Annotated in this window: 19 protein-coding genes; 11 read left to right on the plus strand and 8 right to left on the minus strand. The window is 53.2% G+C overall.

Going from position 1 to position 17,076, the window contains the following annotated elements; all coding sequences use genetic code 11:
• Positions 1–6 precede the first annotated feature (6 nt).
• Positions 7–732, plus strand: a complete 726-nt coding sequence (locus tag JL719_RS21770) for a glutathione S-transferase family protein (RefSeq protein ID WP_033159380.1) — start codon at positions 7–9, stop codon at positions 730–732.
• On the opposite strand, the gene JL719_RS21775 is transcribed toward JL719_RS21770, so the two are convergent.
• Positions 729–1,649: a LysR family transcriptional regulator gene (locus JL719_RS21775; protein WP_033159381.1), complete on the minus strand. Its 921-nt coding sequence runs from the start codon at positions 1,647–1,649 to the stop codon at positions 729–731. The genes JL719_RS21770 and JL719_RS21775 overlap by 4 nt on opposite strands.
• Positions 1,650–1,950: 301 nt before the next feature.
• Here JL719_RS21775 and JL719_RS21780 point away from each other — a divergent pair, with 301 nt between their 5' ends.
• Positions 1,951–2,430, plus strand: a complete 480-nt coding sequence (locus tag JL719_RS21780) for a tautomerase family protein (protein WP_033159382.1) — start codon at positions 1,951–1,953, stop codon at positions 2,428–2,430.
• A gap of 174 nt (positions 2,431–2,604) precedes the next feature.
• Here JL719_RS21780 and pmbA read toward each other — a convergent pair whose 3' ends face one another.
• From pmbA to JL719_RS21810, 6 genes are read right to left on the minus strand one after another with little or no spacing between them, the layout of a single operon-like run.
• Positions 2,605–3,936: a metalloprotease PmbA gene (pmbA, locus tag JL719_RS21785; RefSeq protein WP_033159383.1), complete on the minus strand. Its 1,332-nt coding sequence runs from the start codon at positions 3,934–3,936 to the stop codon at positions 2,605–2,607.
• A 57-nt stretch (positions 3,937–3,993) separates the two neighbouring features.
• Positions 3,994–5,433 (minus strand): metalloprotease TldD, encoded by a 1,440-nt coding sequence (gene tldD / locus JL719_RS21790; protein ID WP_033159384.1) that lies wholly within the window; start codon positions 5,431–5,433, stop codon positions 3,994–3,996.
• 43 nt (positions 5,434–5,476) lie between these two features.
• On the minus strand, positions 5,477–5,941 hold the full coding sequence (locus JL719_RS21795) for a hypothetical protein (RefSeq protein WP_033159385.1): 465 nt from the start codon (positions 5,939–5,941) through the stop codon (positions 5,477–5,479).
• A 2-nt stretch (positions 5,942–5,943) separates the two neighbouring features.
• Positions 5,944–6,810, minus strand: coding sequence for a 23S rRNA (adenine(2030)-N(6))-methyltransferase RlmJ (locus tag JL719_RS21800; protein WP_033159386.1), 867 nt, complete (start codon positions 6,808–6,810; stop codon positions 5,944–5,946).
• 41 nt (positions 6,811–6,851) lie between these two features.
• Complete coding sequence (locus tag JL719_RS21805) at positions 6,852–7,202, minus strand: DMT family protein (RefSeq protein WP_033159387.1); 351 nt, start codon at positions 7,200–7,202, stop codon at positions 6,852–6,854.
• Positions 7,199–8,446, minus strand: a complete 1,248-nt coding sequence (locus tag JL719_RS21810) for a multifunctional CCA addition/repair protein (protein WP_033159388.1) — start codon at positions 8,444–8,446, stop codon at positions 7,199–7,201. Before JL719_RS21810 ends, JL719_RS21805 begins: the two co-directional genes overlap by 4 nt.
• 93 nt (positions 8,447–8,539) lie before the next feature.
• Between JL719_RS21810 and JL719_RS21815 the strand changes: the two genes are divergently transcribed.
• From JL719_RS21815 to pqqE, 7 genes are all read left to right on the plus strand, one after another.
• Complete coding sequence (locus JL719_RS21815; RefSeq protein ID WP_033159421.1) at positions 8,540–9,328, plus strand: sulfite exporter TauE/SafE family protein; 789 nt, start codon at positions 8,540–8,542, stop codon at positions 9,326–9,328.
• A gap of 154 nt (positions 9,329–9,482) precedes the next feature.
• On the plus strand, positions 9,483–9,557 hold the full coding sequence (gene pqqA, locus JL719_RS21820; RefSeq protein WP_054760176.1) for a pyrroloquinoline quinone precursor peptide PqqA: 75 nt from the start codon (positions 9,483–9,485) through the stop codon (positions 9,555–9,557).
• Positions 9,558–9,666: 109 nt separating this feature from the next.
• Positions 9,667–10,578: a pyrroloquinoline quinone biosynthesis protein PqqB gene (gene pqqB / locus JL719_RS21825; RefSeq protein WP_033159389.1), complete on the plus strand. Its 912-nt coding sequence runs from the start codon at positions 9,667–9,669 to the stop codon at positions 10,576–10,578.
• A gap of 11 nt (positions 10,579–10,589) precedes the next feature.
• Positions 10,590–11,318 carry a pyrroloquinoline-quinone synthase PqqC gene (gene pqqC, locus JL719_RS21830; protein ID WP_033159390.1) on the plus strand — a complete coding sequence of 243 codons (729 nt, stop codon included), beginning with the start codon at positions 10,590–10,592 and terminating at the stop codon, positions 11,316–11,318.
• 2 nt (positions 11,319–11,320) lie between these two features.
• Entirely contained in the window at positions 11,321–11,884 is a 564-nt protein-coding gene (locus tag JL719_RS21835; protein WP_033159391.1) for a Uma2 family endonuclease, read from the plus strand.
• A gap of 33 nt (positions 11,885–11,917) precedes the next feature.
• Positions 11,918–12,190, plus strand: coding sequence for a pyrroloquinoline quinone biosynthesis peptide chaperone PqqD (gene pqqD / locus JL719_RS21840; RefSeq protein ID WP_033159392.1), 273 nt, complete (start codon positions 11,918–11,920; stop codon positions 12,188–12,190).
• Positions 12,168–13,292 carry a pyrroloquinoline quinone biosynthesis protein PqqE gene (gene pqqE, locus JL719_RS21845; protein ID WP_033159393.1) on the plus strand — a complete coding sequence of 375 codons (1,125 nt, stop codon included), beginning with the start codon at positions 12,168–12,170 and terminating at the stop codon, positions 13,290–13,292. The genes pqqD and pqqE overlap by 23 nt, the downstream gene beginning before the upstream one ends.
• 45 nt (positions 13,293–13,337) lie before the next feature.
• On the opposite strand, the gene msbA is transcribed toward pqqE, so the two are convergent.
• A complete protein-coding gene (gene msbA / locus JL719_RS21850) occupies positions 13,338–15,101 on the minus strand; it encodes a lipid A export permease/ATP-binding protein MsbA (protein ID WP_033159394.1) in 1,764 nt (587 codons plus the stop codon).
• A 57-nt stretch (positions 15,102–15,158) separates the two neighbouring features.
• On the opposite strand from msbA, the gene JL719_RS21855 reads away from it, so the two are divergent.
• Positions 15,159–16,271, plus strand: a complete 1,113-nt coding sequence (locus JL719_RS21855; RefSeq protein WP_051670517.1) for a glycosyltransferase family 9 protein — start codon at positions 15,159–15,161, stop codon at positions 16,269–16,271.
• Between the two features lie 69 nt (positions 16,272–16,340).
• Positions 16,341–17,069: a glycosyltransferase family 25 protein gene (locus JL719_RS21860; protein ID WP_033159395.1), complete on the plus strand. Its 729-nt coding sequence runs from the start codon at positions 16,341–16,343 to the stop codon at positions 17,067–17,069.
• The last annotated feature ends 7 nt before the right edge of the window (positions 17,070–17,076 follow it).

A 17,076-nucleotide genomic window follows, 5' to 3' on the forward strand; every position in this document is an offset into this window, starting at 1 on the left:
TTCCGCATGATTACGTTGTATCAATTTCCCAGAGCCTGGAACATCCCCAATCCAGGCCAGTTTTGCGTAAAGCTGGAAACCTATCTGCGCATGGCCGGCATCGAGTATCGGATCGCTGAAACCCTGCCGCTTTATGCCCCATTGGGCAAACTACCTTTTATAGAAGACAACGGCCAAAAGCTTGCCGATAGCCGGATGATTATTCGCTATCTGCAACACCATTACGGCGACAGCCTGGATGAGCATCTATCGACCGAGCAAAAGGCCATAGCTCTGGCTTGGCAACGCTTATTGGAAGAACATTTGTATTGGGTGTGCATGTATAGCCGTTGGCAATACGGATCGGAAAATTGGCAAATCAATAAGCAGGCGATCTTTCAAGGGTTGTCGCAACCCATGGCGGATGTGGTGGCCGCACTCTATCGGCTGCGGATTCGGGGGCAACTGCGCGGCCAGGGCATTGGCCGGCTAGCCGCCGCCGACATTTTCGAATTGGGCCGGCGCGATGTGGCGGCTATTTCCGCCGCGCTTCAAGGCAAGGCGTTTTTGTTGGGAGACCGGCCCAGCAGCGTCGATGCTTCGGCCTTTGGCTTATTGATCAATCTATTGGCCTGTCCAGTCAATTCGCCGGTTAAGGATTATGCCTTAACGCAATCCGTGTTAGTCGATTATTGTCGGCGCATCCAGGTCCGCTATTTTCCCGAGCTGGGCGAGCCGAAGTTTGGCGATTAATGGTTCAGCGTAGCGCAAGCGGCGCGAATTTCATCACGTAGCCAGCGGTTGGCGACATCCTGGTCTTGCAGCGGATGCCAGACCATGACCGTGTCGTAATGCGGTAAATCCAGCGGCAAGGGCACCCATTGCAATGGCAAGTTCCGGACGAATTGCTCGGCCGTTCGTTTGGGAAAAGCCATGACCATGTCCGTTTGTGCCACGATCAACGATGCGGACAGAAAATGCGACACGGTCAGCGCCACACGCCGCTCGCGACCGTGTTCCGCCAACCAGGCGTCTACTTGCCCCATACCGGCCCCGGTTCTGGATAGCAGAATATGCGGCAGGTCGATATAGTCTTCCAGCGTCAATGCCGCATTCACTCGCGGGTGGCCTATGCGGGCCACGCAGACCATGAAATCGTCGAACAGGCGTTCACGAAGTAGATGCTTGGGCGGATTCAACATCACTTCAAAACCCAGTATCAGGTCTATCTCGCTTTGCTCCAAGGCATTAATAGGAAAGCGGCTGCTGGTACGTTTGAAATGAATATCTACGCCGGGCGCCTGGCGGGCGATGCGCGGCGCCAGTATCGGCAACAGCAAGGCTTCCACGTAATCCGTTGCTGCAATGGTAAAAGCGCGCCGGCAGATGGCGGAATCGAACGGCGCCGGCGCGCGAATCAAGTTTTCCACCTCTTTAAGTACCGCCGCTACGGGAGCCACCAGGGACAAGGCGCGTAGCGTCGGTGTCATACCCTCCGGGGTTTTCACCAGCAACGGGTCTTCCAATTGTTGCCGCAAGCGTTGCAGCACGTGGCTCATTGCCGATTGGCTAATGAACATTTTTTCCGCCGCCCTCGATACATTGCGTTCCTTCATCAGCAGATCGAAGGCGATCAATAGATTCAAATCAAACGTTCTTAAGTCGGCCATGGCTGGGTTTCCGGAATGTAAACGCAGGCTATGTTACCGAAAATGCCTGGGGCGTTTGGCATCAATTATTTTCATAGGCGCATGAATACAAAGCATTTTACCGTTTGCCTCCTCAGGCATAGATTTACCGCCGACGCAGCCGCCGGCGCTTAGATCCCCCCAAGGAATTTGCAAGTCAACGCGGTGGCGTCGCCTCACTCTCAATCGTGCATCAAGCCTCAGTTTTTGGCGGGATGCTGATTAAGAACAACAAGGCGGTCAGTGGATCACCAAAACTTACTCAATTATCAGGAGAATCATCATGCCTTTGTGGAAAGTCTACCATCCCAGCGGAGCCTTCAGCGCAGAAGACAAACAGGAACTGGCTGAACAAATCACCAGCGTCTATGCGGCGGTGCCAATCCCAAGATTTTACGCCGTCGTTATTTTCGAAGAAGTGGTTAAAGGCAATTGTTTTGTCGGTGGCGTGCGGAATGACAAGTTTATTCGCTTTAAGGTTGACCAAATCGCCCGGACATTGCCGGGGCCAATCATACGAGAATGGTGGATGCGAACGCTTGACGACGTGATTGCGCCTTTTGTCAAAGAGCGTGGTTTCGATTGGGAGATTTCAATTGACGAAACTCCGTTCGATCTTTGGTCGCTGCAGGGCGAATTGCCGCCGCCTTTCGAGTCGATAGCGGAAAAACGCTGGGTCGAGGAAAACAAGGCTAGCCCTTACACATACCCAGAAAAACTCCCCGCAGGCCACTTTTTACTGACCCCTGGCGTAACGGGTTGATTGACTATTCACCCGGCCCTAATTATCACGGGTATTCCGTTCGGGCTGAGCGGAAGCCCTGGCTGGATTGCCTCTCGACAGTGCAAACAGGATTTAAGGGCCGGGTTAATAATGCCGAAGTCGTCTGAGACGCTTAGACTTATATAGCGGCTGAACAGACAACCCACCGGGCATTTACTCGCCCGCAATCGCCATCTGTTCCAGCAAAATCGAGCCCACCCGGATATTGCCGCGCAAATCCACATCGTTGCCGATGGCGACGATGTTGCGCAGCATGGACTTTAAATTTCCGGCAATCGTGATTTCCTGTACCGGGTATTGAATAACGCCGTTTTCCACCCAAAACCCCGAGGCGCCGCGCGAATAGTCGCCGGTCACCCGGTTCACGCCCTGCCCCATCAATTCGGTGACCAGCAAACCGGTATCCAGCAATTTCAGCATGCCGGCAAAATCGTTGCTGCCGGGTTCGACGGTCAAGTTGTGCACGCCGCCGGCATTGCCGGTGGTTTGCATGCCCAACTTGCGGGCCGAGTAGGTGCTGAGCACGTACGATCTTAAAATACCGTCGCTGACAATATCCCTGGCCTTAGTCGCGACACCTTCCGAGTCGTAACTGGCGCTGCCCAGCGCGCCGCGCAGGAAGGGTTGCTCATGAATGCGCACGAAATCCGGCAAAATTTGCGTATCCAGCGTATCCAGCAAAAACGAAGATTTGCGATATAAACTGCCGCCGCTGATCGCACCGATCAACGCCCCGATCAAACCGGACGCCATTTCCGATGCAAACAATACCGGACACTGCCTCGTACTCAGACTACGGGCGTTCAAGCGAGCTATGGTGCGTTGCGCGGTTTTTTCGCCGACTTGTCTAGCCGATTCCAGAGCTGCCGCATCACGCGCCACGCTGTACCAATAATCGCGCTGCATCGCGTCGCCGCTGCCGGCCAGCACCGAGCAACTTAGAGAATGCCGGCTGGATTGGTAACCTTGCAAAAAGCCCAGCGAATTACCGAATACCCGCGTGCCTTGATGCGTATTCACCGACGCGCCTTCGGAATTGCTAATCGCTTTATCGTAGCCGCGGGCGATGTTTTCGCATTCGATGGCGATATTGATGGCTTGCTCGGCGTTAATATCCCAGGGGTGGTTCAGCTCCAGATCCGGAAACTCGGTTGCCAATAACTCGGCATCCGGCAAGCCGGAATAGGCATCGTCGCTGGCGTAACGGGCGATACTACAGGCTGCCTTGACGGTTTCTTTTAGCGAATCACTGGAAATATCGTTGGTACTGGCCGAACCCTTTTTCTGGCCGAAATAAACGGTAACCCCGATGCCTTGATCGCAGTGATACTCGACGGTTTCCACTTCCCCTAGCCGCGCCGACACCGACAGCCCGTTGTCTACGCTGAACGCCGCTTCGGCGCCACTGGCGCCTTGTTGTTTGGCTTCGTCCAATAACTGTTGAACGACATTTTTTAAGCGATTAATTTCTTCCTGATTTTGCACGGTAAGTCTCTTAGAATTCGATTGCAGGTGTGGGCCGAGGCCGAGCGGCCCGAGGCATTAAACGCTGGTGCCGCCGACGGTTAGACCATCGATTTTCAAGGTGGGCTGACCGACGCCGACCGGTACGCTTTGCCCATCCTTGCCGCAAGTGCCTACGCCGCTATCCAGGGCCATGTCGTTGCCGACCATGGATACTTTGGTCAACACATCCGGACCATTACCAATTAGCGTGGCGCCTTTCACGGGGCGGGTAATTTTGCCGTCTTCGATCAAGTAGGCTTCGCTGGTGGAAAACACGAATTTGCCGGAGGTAATATCCACCTGCCCGCCGCCAAAGTTACGGGCGTACAAGCCTTTCTTAACGGAACGGATAATTTCTTCCGGATCGCTCTGCCCCGGCAGCATGTAGGTATTGGTCATGCGCGGCATCGGCAAGTGCGCATACGATTCCCGGCGGCCGTTGCCGGTGGGTTTTACGCCCATCAAGCGCGCATTGAGTTTGTCTTGCATATAGCCCTTTAAAATGCCTTTTTCGATGAGTACGGTATTTTCGGTGGGCGTGCCTTCGTCGTCGATATTCAAGGAGCCGCGCCGCCCAACCAGTGTACCGTCGTCGACCACGGTGCATAAATCCGACGCCACCCGTTCGCCGACTCGGCCGCTAAATGCTGAAGTACCTTTGCGGTTGAAGTCGCCTTCCAAACCGTGGCCGATGGCCTCGTGCAACAAAATCCCCGGCCAGCCCGGCCCCAACACCACGGTCATATTGCCGGCCGGTGCTTCCTGGGCCTGCAAATTAACCTGGGCCAAACGCACCGCTTCGCGGCCGTATTCGAAAGCCCGGTCATTTTCCAGAAAAAAGCTGTAATCGCTGCGCCCGCCGCCGCCCATGCCGCCCTGCTCGCGGCGACCGTTTTCGACCATAATCACCGTCACGTTCATCCGCACCAAGGGCCGCACATCGGCCGCCAACGAGCCATCCTGATTGGCAATCAGCACGCTGTCATAAGCGGCAATCAAACTGACCATCACCTCTTCGATGCGGCTGTCCAGTTTACGGGTTTCGCTATCGACACGTTTTAGTAAGTCGATTTTTGCCTGATCGTCCAGAGACTTTAACGGATTAACCGGTTGGTATAACTGCGGCCAACTCTTGGCGACTTCGATCTGGCGCCGCGCCTGCTGACCGTGTCTGACAATGGCTTTGACGTTATTGGCGGCCTCCAGCAGAATCGGCAATTCGATGCGGTCGCTGTAAGCAAAGCCGGTCTTATCGCCGCTCACCACGCGCACTCCGGCGCCGTGTTCTATGGAATGACTACCTTCCTTGATAATGCCGCCCTCCATGGACCAGGACTCGAAATGACTGGACTGAAAATAAATATCGGCCGCGTCGACCGGCGCACTGAGCAGCGCCGCCATCACTCGGTCTACGTCCTGGGTTTGCAGGCCGTTGCCGGCCAGAATGGATTGGGTAACTTGTTCTAGTAATGGCATAAGAAAATTAAAAATAAAACGGTTTCGTCAACGGTGCACGCCATCACATCACGAAAAATGACGCGATATAAGCAACAGCCACGGCAGTAAAAGCGATAGTCACCTTGTCCCTTATCGTCAGCGACAGCCAATACAACTCTAATTCGGTCTTCCGCCGTACCCAGGTATTCAAAAGCATTTGCTTAAAAGAGGCCCAAAGCCGGGGAACTAATTTCGAGAGTCGATAAAAACCGAACCACGCAATGGTGACCAAAATATAAAACGTTACCACCTGGCTACCGTGGCGGTCGGACTCGAATAGATACTCGATGATTTCACCAACATCCAAAACGTGGAATACCAATTCGACGGCTTCTTCAATACCTAATTCGACATACTCGAAGGCCACATGAAATCCTTCGAACACCAGATGCATCAATTCACCCAGCAGCTCCAACGTCACATCGTACATGACGATAGCAAGTACCACAAAACCGACGATGATCAAGTCGAGATTCTTTCTAATCATGGCTAATTCCTTACCGCGCTCGCCACTGTCGCTTCGGGCACCTGCCACTCTACCCGCCAATGCCCCCGGCCATCCGCCAACGCTTGATTCAAGCAAGGCAACAAGGCTTCGGCTTGACTATCCAGTTGCCACGGCGGATTGATGAATAACATGCCGGAACCGGTCATGCCGCGCCCCGGCCCGTCATCGGCTATACAATGCTCGATGCGCAGTTGGCGAGGAATACCGCTTTGCTCTAGTTGCCGCATGAAGTTTTCAGTGGCCGCGCGGTCGATGACCGGATACCACAGCGCATAAACACCGGTAGCGAAGTGTTTATATGCGGTCGCCAGCGCGGCAACGATTTTTTTGTATTCGTCGCGCATTTCGTAACTGGGATCGATCAGAATCAAGCCGCGCTTTTGGATGGGTGGTAATTTTTTGCTCAAGGTTTGCAAGCCGTCTTCCTTGGAGACGCTGACCTGCTTGTCGCCGGCGAACAATTGTTGAAGGGCTTCGACATCGCTGCTATGCAATTCGGACAATACCAAGCGGTCTTGTTGCCTGACCAAACGCTTGACCAATTGCGGTGAGCCGGGGTAACGCACCAGTTGCCGTCCGGTGTTTTCCGCACGTACCGCGGATAGATAATCTTTTAATTCCGGCGGCGTGTCCTGGCTGTCCCAAAGTTTGGCGATGCCTTGCTGGTATTCGCCGGTTTTTTGGGCAAACTCGGATTTAAAAGAATATTTACCGGCTCCGGCGTGGGTATCGATGTAAACAAACGGTTTGTCTTTCTGTTTCAAAGCGTTGATCGCCAGCGTCAGCAGACTGTGCTTTAAAACATCGGCAAAATTGCCGGCGTGGAAGCCGTGGCGGTAACTAAGCATGCTGTTCACCCATTATTATTGTTATTCCATTCCGTTCAATTTCAGCTTAATTTGGCTCTGAACATAAAAAACACCGCACCCAGCAAACATAGCCCGGCCCAGAGATAATCCAGTTTCAACGGTTCTTTCATGTAATACACCGAGAACGGTACAAAGACGCTCAGCGCTATCACTTCCTGCATAATTTTCAGTTGGGCAACACTGCACTGGGTGTAACCAATGCGATTGGCGGGCACTTGTAACAGATATTCGAATAGGGCGATGCCCCAACTGACGAATGCGGCCAGCAACCACGGTTTGTTATTCAATTCCTTTAGATGTGCGTACCAGGCAAAGGTCATAAAGACGTTGCTGCAAATCAATAAGCCGGCGGAGACCAGGATGGCATTCATGCTGATTCGATTGTTAGTTGCTGATAGCGTTGTTTGTAATCGTTGATGGCCTGAGTCCGCAATTTGCGGATGGCGAGTCCAATCTGTTCGCCTTGCAAGCCTTTCAGCAAAGCCGCCGAGGTATCGACAGCCGTGGCCGCCAGTGCCGCCGAGCGAATGTAGTCGGCTTGCGGGTAGGGCCGGTCTTCGAATCCGGTCCGGCCGCGCGCGTCGGCTTCGCACGCCTGGAGAAATTCAGCCAAATGGCTATCGGGCTTGAATGCGCCCAGGGTTTGCAACATATCGGTCAAGGTATCCGCCCGCAATTCCAAAGCCCGGTGGCAATGGGTGTGGTATTGCATGACCTGCGCACACAGCGATTTAAAATGATTCGGCACCCGCAATCTTTGGCACAGTTTGGCAAGCACCGGCAAACCTTTTTGCTCATGCCCATGATGGCTGGGCCAATGCTGGCTGGGGGTCAAGGCCTTACCTAGATCATGTAACAAGGCCGCCAGGCGTACCTCTGGCTTTTCGGAAAGCCGCGCCGCCTGCTCCAGCACCATCAAGGCATGCACGCCGGTATCGATTTCCGGATGATATTTCTCCGGTTGCGGTACGCCGAATAAAGCGTCGAGCTCGGGAAAAACCACTCGCAAAGCGCCACAGTCTTTCAATACCTGGAAAAACGCCGCCGGCGTTCGCTCCAATAAGGCTTTGTGCAATTCGGCCCACACCCGCTCGGCAACCAGAAAATCCGCTTCGCCGGCCACTACCATCTTGCGCATCAATTCCAGCGTTTCCTCGGCGACAATAAAGCCCAAATGGGCATAACGGGCAGCGAAACGGGCCACACGCAAGATCCGCACCGGGTCTTCACTAAAAGCGGGTGACACATGGCGCAAGATGCGGTTTTCCAAATCGCGCCGTCCATGAAACGGATCAATCAATTCGCCGTCATCCGTCATTGCCATTGCATTGACGGTTAAATCCCGTCGCAATAAATCCTCTTCCAGCGTCACATCCGGTGACGCATGCACCGCAAATCCCTTGTAACCCGGAGCCGTTTTACGCTCGGTACGCGCCAAGGCATATTCTTCGTGATCGATAGGATGCAAAAATACCGGAAAGTCTTTGCCCACCGGCCGAAAACCGGCGGCCAGCATACTGTCCGCAGTCTCACCTACCACCAGCCAGTCACGCTCCTTAACCGGAAAATCCAGCAAACGGTCGCGAACTGCGCCGCCGACCAGATACGTTTTCATGCCTTAGCCACTCGCCTACTTAATGGATCAAAAGACACAGTATAAATGAGTCGCTATCATAGTGCTTTGCTTATTCCCCAGCCATTAATCATCATGACGGAAATTTTTTTAGCCGGCCTTTTACTGGGCATTCTAGCCGGCGTCGCCGCCGGTTTGTTCGGTATAGGCGGCGGCGCATTGATTGTGCCGGTGCTGGTGTGGGCGTTCCAAGCTCAGCGCTTTGATCCCGAGCAAATCATGCTGATCGCCGTGGCCACATCTTTAGCAACCGCAATATTTACTTCGCTGGCCTCTGTGCGTACTCACCACAAACTTGGGAACATCGACTGGCATCGGGCAAAACATTTAGCCCCGAGCATGCTGCTGGGCGCCGTTGGCGGTGCCGTATTGGCCGAATATATCAGCGCCGACTCACTCCGTTGGTTTTTTGTTGCGTATCTAATATATACCAGCGTACAAATGGCTATACCCAAGCCCAACAAAGCGTCATCACACCCAGCCAAATTCTCCCTGGATTACCCGATGGGTCTGTTGATCGGCGTACTATCAGCCATTTTAGGCATCGGCGGCGGCACCATGACCGTACCTTATCTGGCGAGCAACGGCCTGCCGATGAAAAACGCGGTCGCCACCTCCAGCACCTGCGCAATCCCTATTGCCCTGGCGGCTGCGACCAGTTACGCGGTATTGGGTTGGCAAGATAGTCATTTACCTGTTGGCAGTTTCGGCTATCTGTACCTGCCCGCCTTCGCCGGCATAGTCTTAACCAGCATATTTACCGCACCGTTAGGCGCCAAATTGGCGCACAGTTTGCCGGCGCAAAAATTGAAGCGTTACTTTGCGATTGTGCTGTTGGCACTTGCGCTGAAAATGGCCTGGTAAGGCCGGGAACTTAAGCGCAGAGACATCGCTCCAAGTGCTGTTAGTTCCGGTTTGATTGCTCTGTTGCGCAAAGAAAAACTTCATCGTATACTTCGGCGCAGCTTTCTCGATCAAGCTATCGCACACAACAACAAAACCTCTGGAGGGTATATAAATGAAATGGGAAACACCAGCTTACAATGACATGCGTTTCGGTTTTGAAGTTACCATGTACATCTACAACCGTTAATCCTTAGGGATGACGATAAAAAAGGGGCATTTTCCTGCCCCTTTTTTTTGCCTGGCGTTTTTTAATCCCGTATCATGCGGCGCTCATTCATCATTCCCCTTAGGCAAACATGAAGATTAGAGTTCTCGGCGCCGGCGCCGGCGGCGGCTTTCCGCAATGGAACTGCAACTGCGACAATTGCCGACGCCTGCGTAATGGCCAATTCAACGGCAAAGCCCGCACCCAGTCATCAATCGCGATCAGTACCGACAACCGCAACTGGCTGCTGTTTAACACCTCGCCGGACATTCGCGCCCAATTGGAGGCGTTTCCCGCCATTCAGCCTAAAGAAGGCATCCGCGATACCGGTATCAAGGCCGTGCTCTTGATCGACAGCCAGATCGACCATACCACCGGCATGCTGATGCTGCGCGAAGGCAAACCGTTGAACGTGTATTGTACCGAGATGGTCAGGCAGGATTTGACTAGTGGTTTTCCGCTCTTCAACATGTTGAAAGACTATTGCACCGTCAATCACCATCCGATTGCCTGCGACGAAACCCCGTTCGAGATTCCCGGCATTGATGACATCCGCATTTATGCCCACGCCCTGAAAAGCAAGGCACCGCCCTATTCGCCGCACCGCCACGATCCGCACGACGGCGACAACATCGGCGTCATCGTCGAGCAAATTTCCACCGGTAAAAAACTGTATTACTCACCCGGCCTCGGTGAGATCGAGCCTCACGTCCTGCAAGCGATGCTGAACGTTGACTGTCTAATGGTAGACGGTACCTTCTGGACCGATGACGAAATGGTGACACGCGGCATTAGCCAAAAACGTGCTCGCGACATTGGCCACTTGCCGCAGTCCGGGCCTGGCGGCATGATTGAAGTATTGAATGGCGTGGCGAACGCTCGCAAGATTTTGATTCATATCAACAACACCAACCCGATTCTCGACGAAGATTCGCCGGAGCGTAAAACCCTGGATGCCAACGGCATCGAAGTGGCTTACGACGGACTGGAAATTGACTTATAAAAAGGTGTGACATGACTGCAGATAATCAACCGTGGAGCCGCGAAGAATTCGAAGCCAAATTGCGTGGGATGGAAAAGTTCTACCACATCCATCATCCGATGCACACGCTGATGAATGAAGGCAAACTGACCAAGCAACAATTGCAAGGCTGGGTAGCCAACCGCTTTTATTACCAGGTGATGATTCCGATCAAGGACGCCAATATCATGGCCAACTGTCCTGATCGAGAAACCCGCGCCAAATGGGTTCAACGCATACTCGACCACGACGGCCATCCCGGCGACCCGGGTGGCATCGAAGCCTGGATACGTTTAGGCATCGCGGTTGGCCTGAGCCGCGAAGAAATTACTTCGCTGGAACACGTGCTGCCCGGCGTACGTTTTGCCGTGGACGCTTACGTCAATTTCGCCCGCCGCGCCGAGTGGCATGAAGCCGCCAGTTCCTCTCTAACGGAACTATTCGCCCCCAAAATTCATCAACAGCGCTTGGACAACTGGCCCGACGTCTATCCTTGGGTAGAACAAGAGGGTTACACTTACTTCCGCAAACGCCTGACCGAAGCCCGCCGCGATGTGGAACACGGCTTGGAACTGACGCTAGACTGGTACAAAACCCGCGAACAGCAGGAACGCATGGTGCAAATTCTGAAATTTAAACTGGATGTATTGTGGAGCATGGCCGATGCGATGTATCTGGCTTATGTCGCCGACATGCCGCCGTATTTCAATATCGAAAAATAACCATGCAAACCGCCGAGCGACTTCATTTTAGTGCCGAGGATTATCTGGCTTGGGAAGCAACCCAGGCCGAGAAGCACGAGTTCGTCGCCGGCGAAGTGTTTGCGATGACGGGAGCTCGACAGGATCATGTCGTCGTCAGCCTGAATATCGCATCCGCCTTGAAACAACGCTTACGCGGCACGTTTTGCCGGCCTTATATCGCAGATTTGAAATTGAAAGTCGAAGCAGCCGAAGCGTTTTTCTATCCTGATGTGATGGTATCCTGCCATCCTGGCGATCTAGGCAACCAGCAATATATTTCCAACCCAACGCTGATCGTCGAAGTTCTATCCGACTCGACCGCTGCTTACGACCGCGGCGGCAAATTCGCCGCCTACCGCAAACTCGCGTCGCTACAGGAATACCTGATCGTCGACATCGACGCGCGCCGCGTCGAGTGCTTCCGCCGCACAGCCGAAAACGATTGGCTACTGCACGATTACATAGGCGACGTCGATTGCCAACTACACAGTTTGAGCCTCAGCCTGCCGCTCGCGGAAATTTTTGAAGACATCGAAACGACCTGATTCTCCAGGCGTTTGCTTAAACACCGGAACCCCATGACCATCGCCCCAGACCAACTTATCCAATTCTCGCCCCTGCACAGGCTGCAATGGGAAGAAGCCCAGCAAAAATATGTGATTCTCTATCCCGAAGGCATGGTCGAGTTAAACCAAAGTTCGGCAGAAATCCTCAAGCTATGCGACGGTAGCCGGCTGCTGGCACAAATCGTCAGCGAACTGGAGGAGAAATTCGCCACCTCCGGCCTGACCAACGACATCACTAATTTTTTGAACGTAGCATTGCAAAATGGCTGGATCAGACAAGCTTAATATCACCCCACCGCGCTGGCTGCTGGCGGAACTGAGCTACAAGTGCCCGCTGCAATGCCCTTATTGCTCCAACCCCTTGGATTACGCTAAATATCCGAACGAATTAAGTACCGAGGATTGGAAGCGCGTATTAAGCCAAGCGCGCAAAATGGGTGCGGTACAGCTAGGCTTTTCCGGCGGCGAACCGCTAACCCGCCAGGACTTGACAGAATTGGTAGCATACGCGCGCGAACTGGGTTATTACTCCAACCTGATCACTTCGGGTTATGGCTTGAGCGAAGAAAAAATCGTCGAATTGAAACAAGCCGGTTTGGACCATATCCAGATCAGTATTCAGGCCAGCACCCAGGAACTGAACGACCACATCGCCGGCACTTCGACTTATCAGCATAAGCAAGAAGTGGCAAAGCTGATCAAGAAACACGGCTATCCAATGGTGCTGTGTGTGGTGATCCACCGCGAAAATATTCACCAAATGCCGGAAATTTTGCAGATGGCCGAAAACCTCGGCGCCGATTATCTGGAACTGGCCAACACCCAATATTACGGCTGGGCGCATTTGAATCGAGACGCCTTGCTGCCCACCCGCGAGCAGTTTCAGGAAGCGGAAAAAATTGCCCAGGCTTATAAAGAAAAAGTAGCCGGCAAAATGAAAATTTATTACGTGGTGCCAGACTACTACGAAGACCGGCCAAAAGCCTGCATGAACGGTTGGGGCACGACGTTTTTGACCATCGCCCCGGACGGTACCGCGTTGCCCTGCCATTCGGCTCGCGAATTGCCCGGCCTAGATTGCCCGAACGTCAAGGATTTCAGCATCGAAGAAATCTGGAATGAGTCGAAAACCTTCAACTTCTTCCGCGGCACCGAGTGGATGCAGGAGCCTTGCCGCAGCTGCGACGAGAAGCTTAAAGACTTCGGCGGTTGCCGCTGCCAGGCCTTCTTGTTCAATGGCGACATGTACAGTACTGACCCGGTATGCAGCAAATCGCCGGAGCGACACAGAATTGACGCCGCGATTGATTCGGCGCGCGAACTCGCCTTGTCCGACCGGGAAAAGCCGCTGATATTCCGCAACAGCAAAAACTCCAAACAATTTTAAACGCCTATCCCAGCCGGCGGATCATCTGAGCCGCCGGCTGACTCTTCACTCCTGCCCGACAGCAGTCTCCGGCTGCTCTGTTTGACCGCCATCCTGAAACTGCATCTTATGCAATTTGGCATACGCCCCATCGCGAGCCAACAGTTCGCGATGCGAACCTTGTTCGACAATCCGGCCTTTGTCCATTACCAAGATCACGTCCGCACTCTCGATGGTGGACAAGCGATGCGCCACCACCAAAGTCGTGCGGCCTTGCATCACCCGATTTAATGCCGCCTGAATATAGCGCTCCGATTCGGTATCCAGCGCTGAGGTGGCTTCATCCAGAATCAAAATCGGCGCATCTTTTAACAAAGCTCGCGCCAAGGCCAAGCGCTGGCGTTGGCCGCCGGACAGTTTCACGCCGTTCTCACCGATTTCGGTTTCCAATCCTTGCGGCATTTTGCTGATAAAGTCCATCGCATAGGCATCGACCGCGGCCTGCTCTATCTGCTCTCTGGCCGCGCCTTGTAACGCGCCATAGGCGATATTATTCGCGACGGAAGCGTTGAACAAGGTAACATTCTGCGTGACCAAGGCAATCTGTCGGCGCAAACTGTCCAGACGGTAACGTTTTAACTCCACGCCGTCGATCAAAATCTCGCCCTGCTCGTAGTCGTAAAAACGTGGCAACAGGTTAATCATCGTGCTTTTGCCGCCGCCGGACGCCCCCACCAAAGCTACGGTCTGGCCGGGTTCAATTGTCACATTAATATTATTCAATGCCGGGGTTTCACTACCGGGATAGCTAAAACTGAGATTCTTGAATTCGATGCGACCCTGGCTGCGCTCAACCTGATAGTCGCCACCATCGATTTCCGCCGGCTCGTCCAATACTTCGAACAAAGACTCCGCCGCCGCGATACCGCGCAGGATCTCGGAATTGGCATCGCTCAATTGCCGAATCGGTTTGGGCAACAAGAACGCCGCGGTAAAAAAGCCGACAAATTCACCCGGACTAGATGATTTCATCATGATCAAGGCCAAATACATCATGCCGGCCAAAGCAAAAGAAATGACCAGTTGCATCAATGGGTTATTTAACGACACTGTCATGATCAGCTTGCGATGTTGACCACGATTTTCCAGACTGGCTTTCTTAAAGCGTTGCCGCTCGTAATCTTCCCCGCCGAAACTTTTTACGATACGGTTTCCGGAGACCATTTCCGAGGTGATATGCGTCAAATCGCCGACCGTATCCTGCATGTTGCGGCTTAAGCGTTTTAAACGTTTGCCGACATAACGCACCATGATCGCTACCACCGGTGCTATCGCCAAAAACACCAAGGAGAGCTGCCAGTTGGTATAAGCCAGATAACCCAGCAAGCCAACCGCAGTAAAACCTTCGCGCACGAAAGAACGAATCGAATCGGACGTCGCCCGCGTGACTTCGCCGATATTATTGGTAATCCGCGAAATCATGTAGCCGCTGTTATGCGCATCGAAATATTGCACCGACAAGCGGGTGTACTGATTAAAAATCTCGCAACGCAGCTTGTGAATCAAATTGCCGGAAATTCGCGCCAGGTAATAATTACCCAAAAACGAGCCTATGCCGCGTACCAGAAACAACACCACGAAGGCCAGCGGCAGATATTGAATATCTCCCCGATCCGGCGCCCCAAAGCTGTCGATGATGCGCTGAATAATCATCACCACCGCCGGCTCGGTTGCGGCATAGATCGCAAAACCGATGGCAGTTACCAAAAATAAACGCCAATACGGCAACACAAACGCTAACAAGCGTTTGTACACCTGCCCGTCCGTCATGGTTTTGCGCGAATTTTGTAACGTGTTCAATACTGTTTACCTTTAAAATGTACAGCCATGTTGATCAGCCAGCGTTCCATGCCCAACCAAAAACCGCTCAATATACAACCTAAACGCATTTTGGTGATAACCCTGCGATATCTGGGCGATACGCTGCTGGTTACCCCACTCATCTCGTCGCTGAAGCAAGCCTATCCAAACGCCGACATTGACGTTTTACTGCCGGCCAGCAACGCCGGTATGCTGGAAGGCAATCCCGACATCCGGCGCTTATTAACCGTAGCGGGCAAGCCCGGCGGTTTGGCATTCGGCAAATTGTTATTCAGCCTGTTTCGCCGTTACGATTTAGCCATTTCCACGCAAGCCGGCGACCGGCCAACTTTGTGCGCAGCGATAGCCGGCAAAACCAGCATCGGCTTTGTGCCTGGCGATGCTACTAAGGCTTGGTGGAAAAAAGCGCTACTCAAGCGCTGGCTGGTATTTAGCAGCGATTACGGTCACGCCGTCTTGGAAAACTTGCGCTTCTGCAAGTTACTGGGAATAGCGCCTTGCTATCGCCTGACTCCGCCGCAAAGCTCGACGCCGATACCCAGCATAACTGATCCCTACGTCGTTCTACATATTATGCCGCAATGGCGCTATAAACAGTGGCACGCCGAGGGCTGGTGCGAGCTCATCGCCTTTTTAGACCGGCAAGGTTTTAAAGTCGTATTAACCGGCAGCGGCAATCCCGCCGAGTTGGCAGCCTTGCGAGAAATACAGCAACAACTGCCAACAGATGTCATCAATCTTGCCGGTCATCTGTCGCTGGCGCAATTGTCCGCCTTGATTGGCAAAGCCGCATTCTTCGTCGGCCCAGACACCGGCATCACCCACTTGGCGGCGGCCACCGGCACACTGACTTTTGCCTTATTCGGACCCACCGATCCGGAAAAATGGGCACCCTGGCCGTGCGGATACGGCGAAGATAAAACGCCATTCGCGTCTCGTGGTGCAAGCCAAGTAAATAACGTGTATCTGCTGCAAGGCCAAACCGAACAAAACTGCCTACCCTGCCAACTGGAAGGTTGCGACCGGCACCGTGAGAGCTACAGCGCCTGCCTTGATCAGTTATCCAGTGGCCGGGTGATCGACGTGATCGCGCAAACATTGCAAGCCAAACGGCCATAACGATGATGTTATTTTCCACAAAACCGTCGATAATCGCCGCTTTTTTCAGCAGCCTAACTACAATTTCGCATGATGCAATCGCCTAGCCTTGACCGCATTTTGGTTTTGAATGTCAAAGCGTTCAGTCAACGCCGTATGTTCATGGAACAACAACTACGCGATTTCGGGATGTCGGCGGAATTTATTTTCGACTGGGATATAGGCGATTTGACAGACAGCGTGGTGGCCGAGTATTTCCGTGACGACCATCATCTGACTACGGCTCAGCAATCCTGCGCATTAAAGCATGTGGCAGCCTTACAGAGAATTGCGGACGGTAATGGCCAAGGATTCTGTTTGGTACTGGAAGACGATGCCGTGTTCAGTAAGGATATTCAGCTCGGTTTGCAACGCGCGCTCAGTCAGAGCGGGCAATTTCCCGACAACAAAGTCATCTACGTCGGCTCCGGCGGTAATTTTTTTACGCCCAAGAGTCAGCGCAAACCGGATCAATACCTGTATCTCGGGCATCGCGGTCGCTTTGCCGATTCCTATCTTATTGATTCCAGCACCGCCCGCCAGAGACTAGACTGGATTAAAACTAACAAAATAGCCGAACCGATTGACAATCAGTTCGAAAAAATCGACAAACAGCTCGGCATTCAAATGATTTGGCTGGAAGATCCTGTCATCGAACAAGGCAGTAAAAACGGCCTGTTCAAAAGTGCTTTGGAAGCCGATCCGCCCATCTGGCTGAAAGGACTGTTTTTCCGCTGGGAAAAACTCAAGCGTAAATACATTTATCAGTTATGGCGCTAAGGCTACA

The organism is Methylomonas sp. LW13 (assembly GCF_016865255.1).
Lineage (GTDB): Bacteria > Pseudomonadota > Gammaproteobacteria > Methylococcales > Methylomonadaceae > Methylomonas.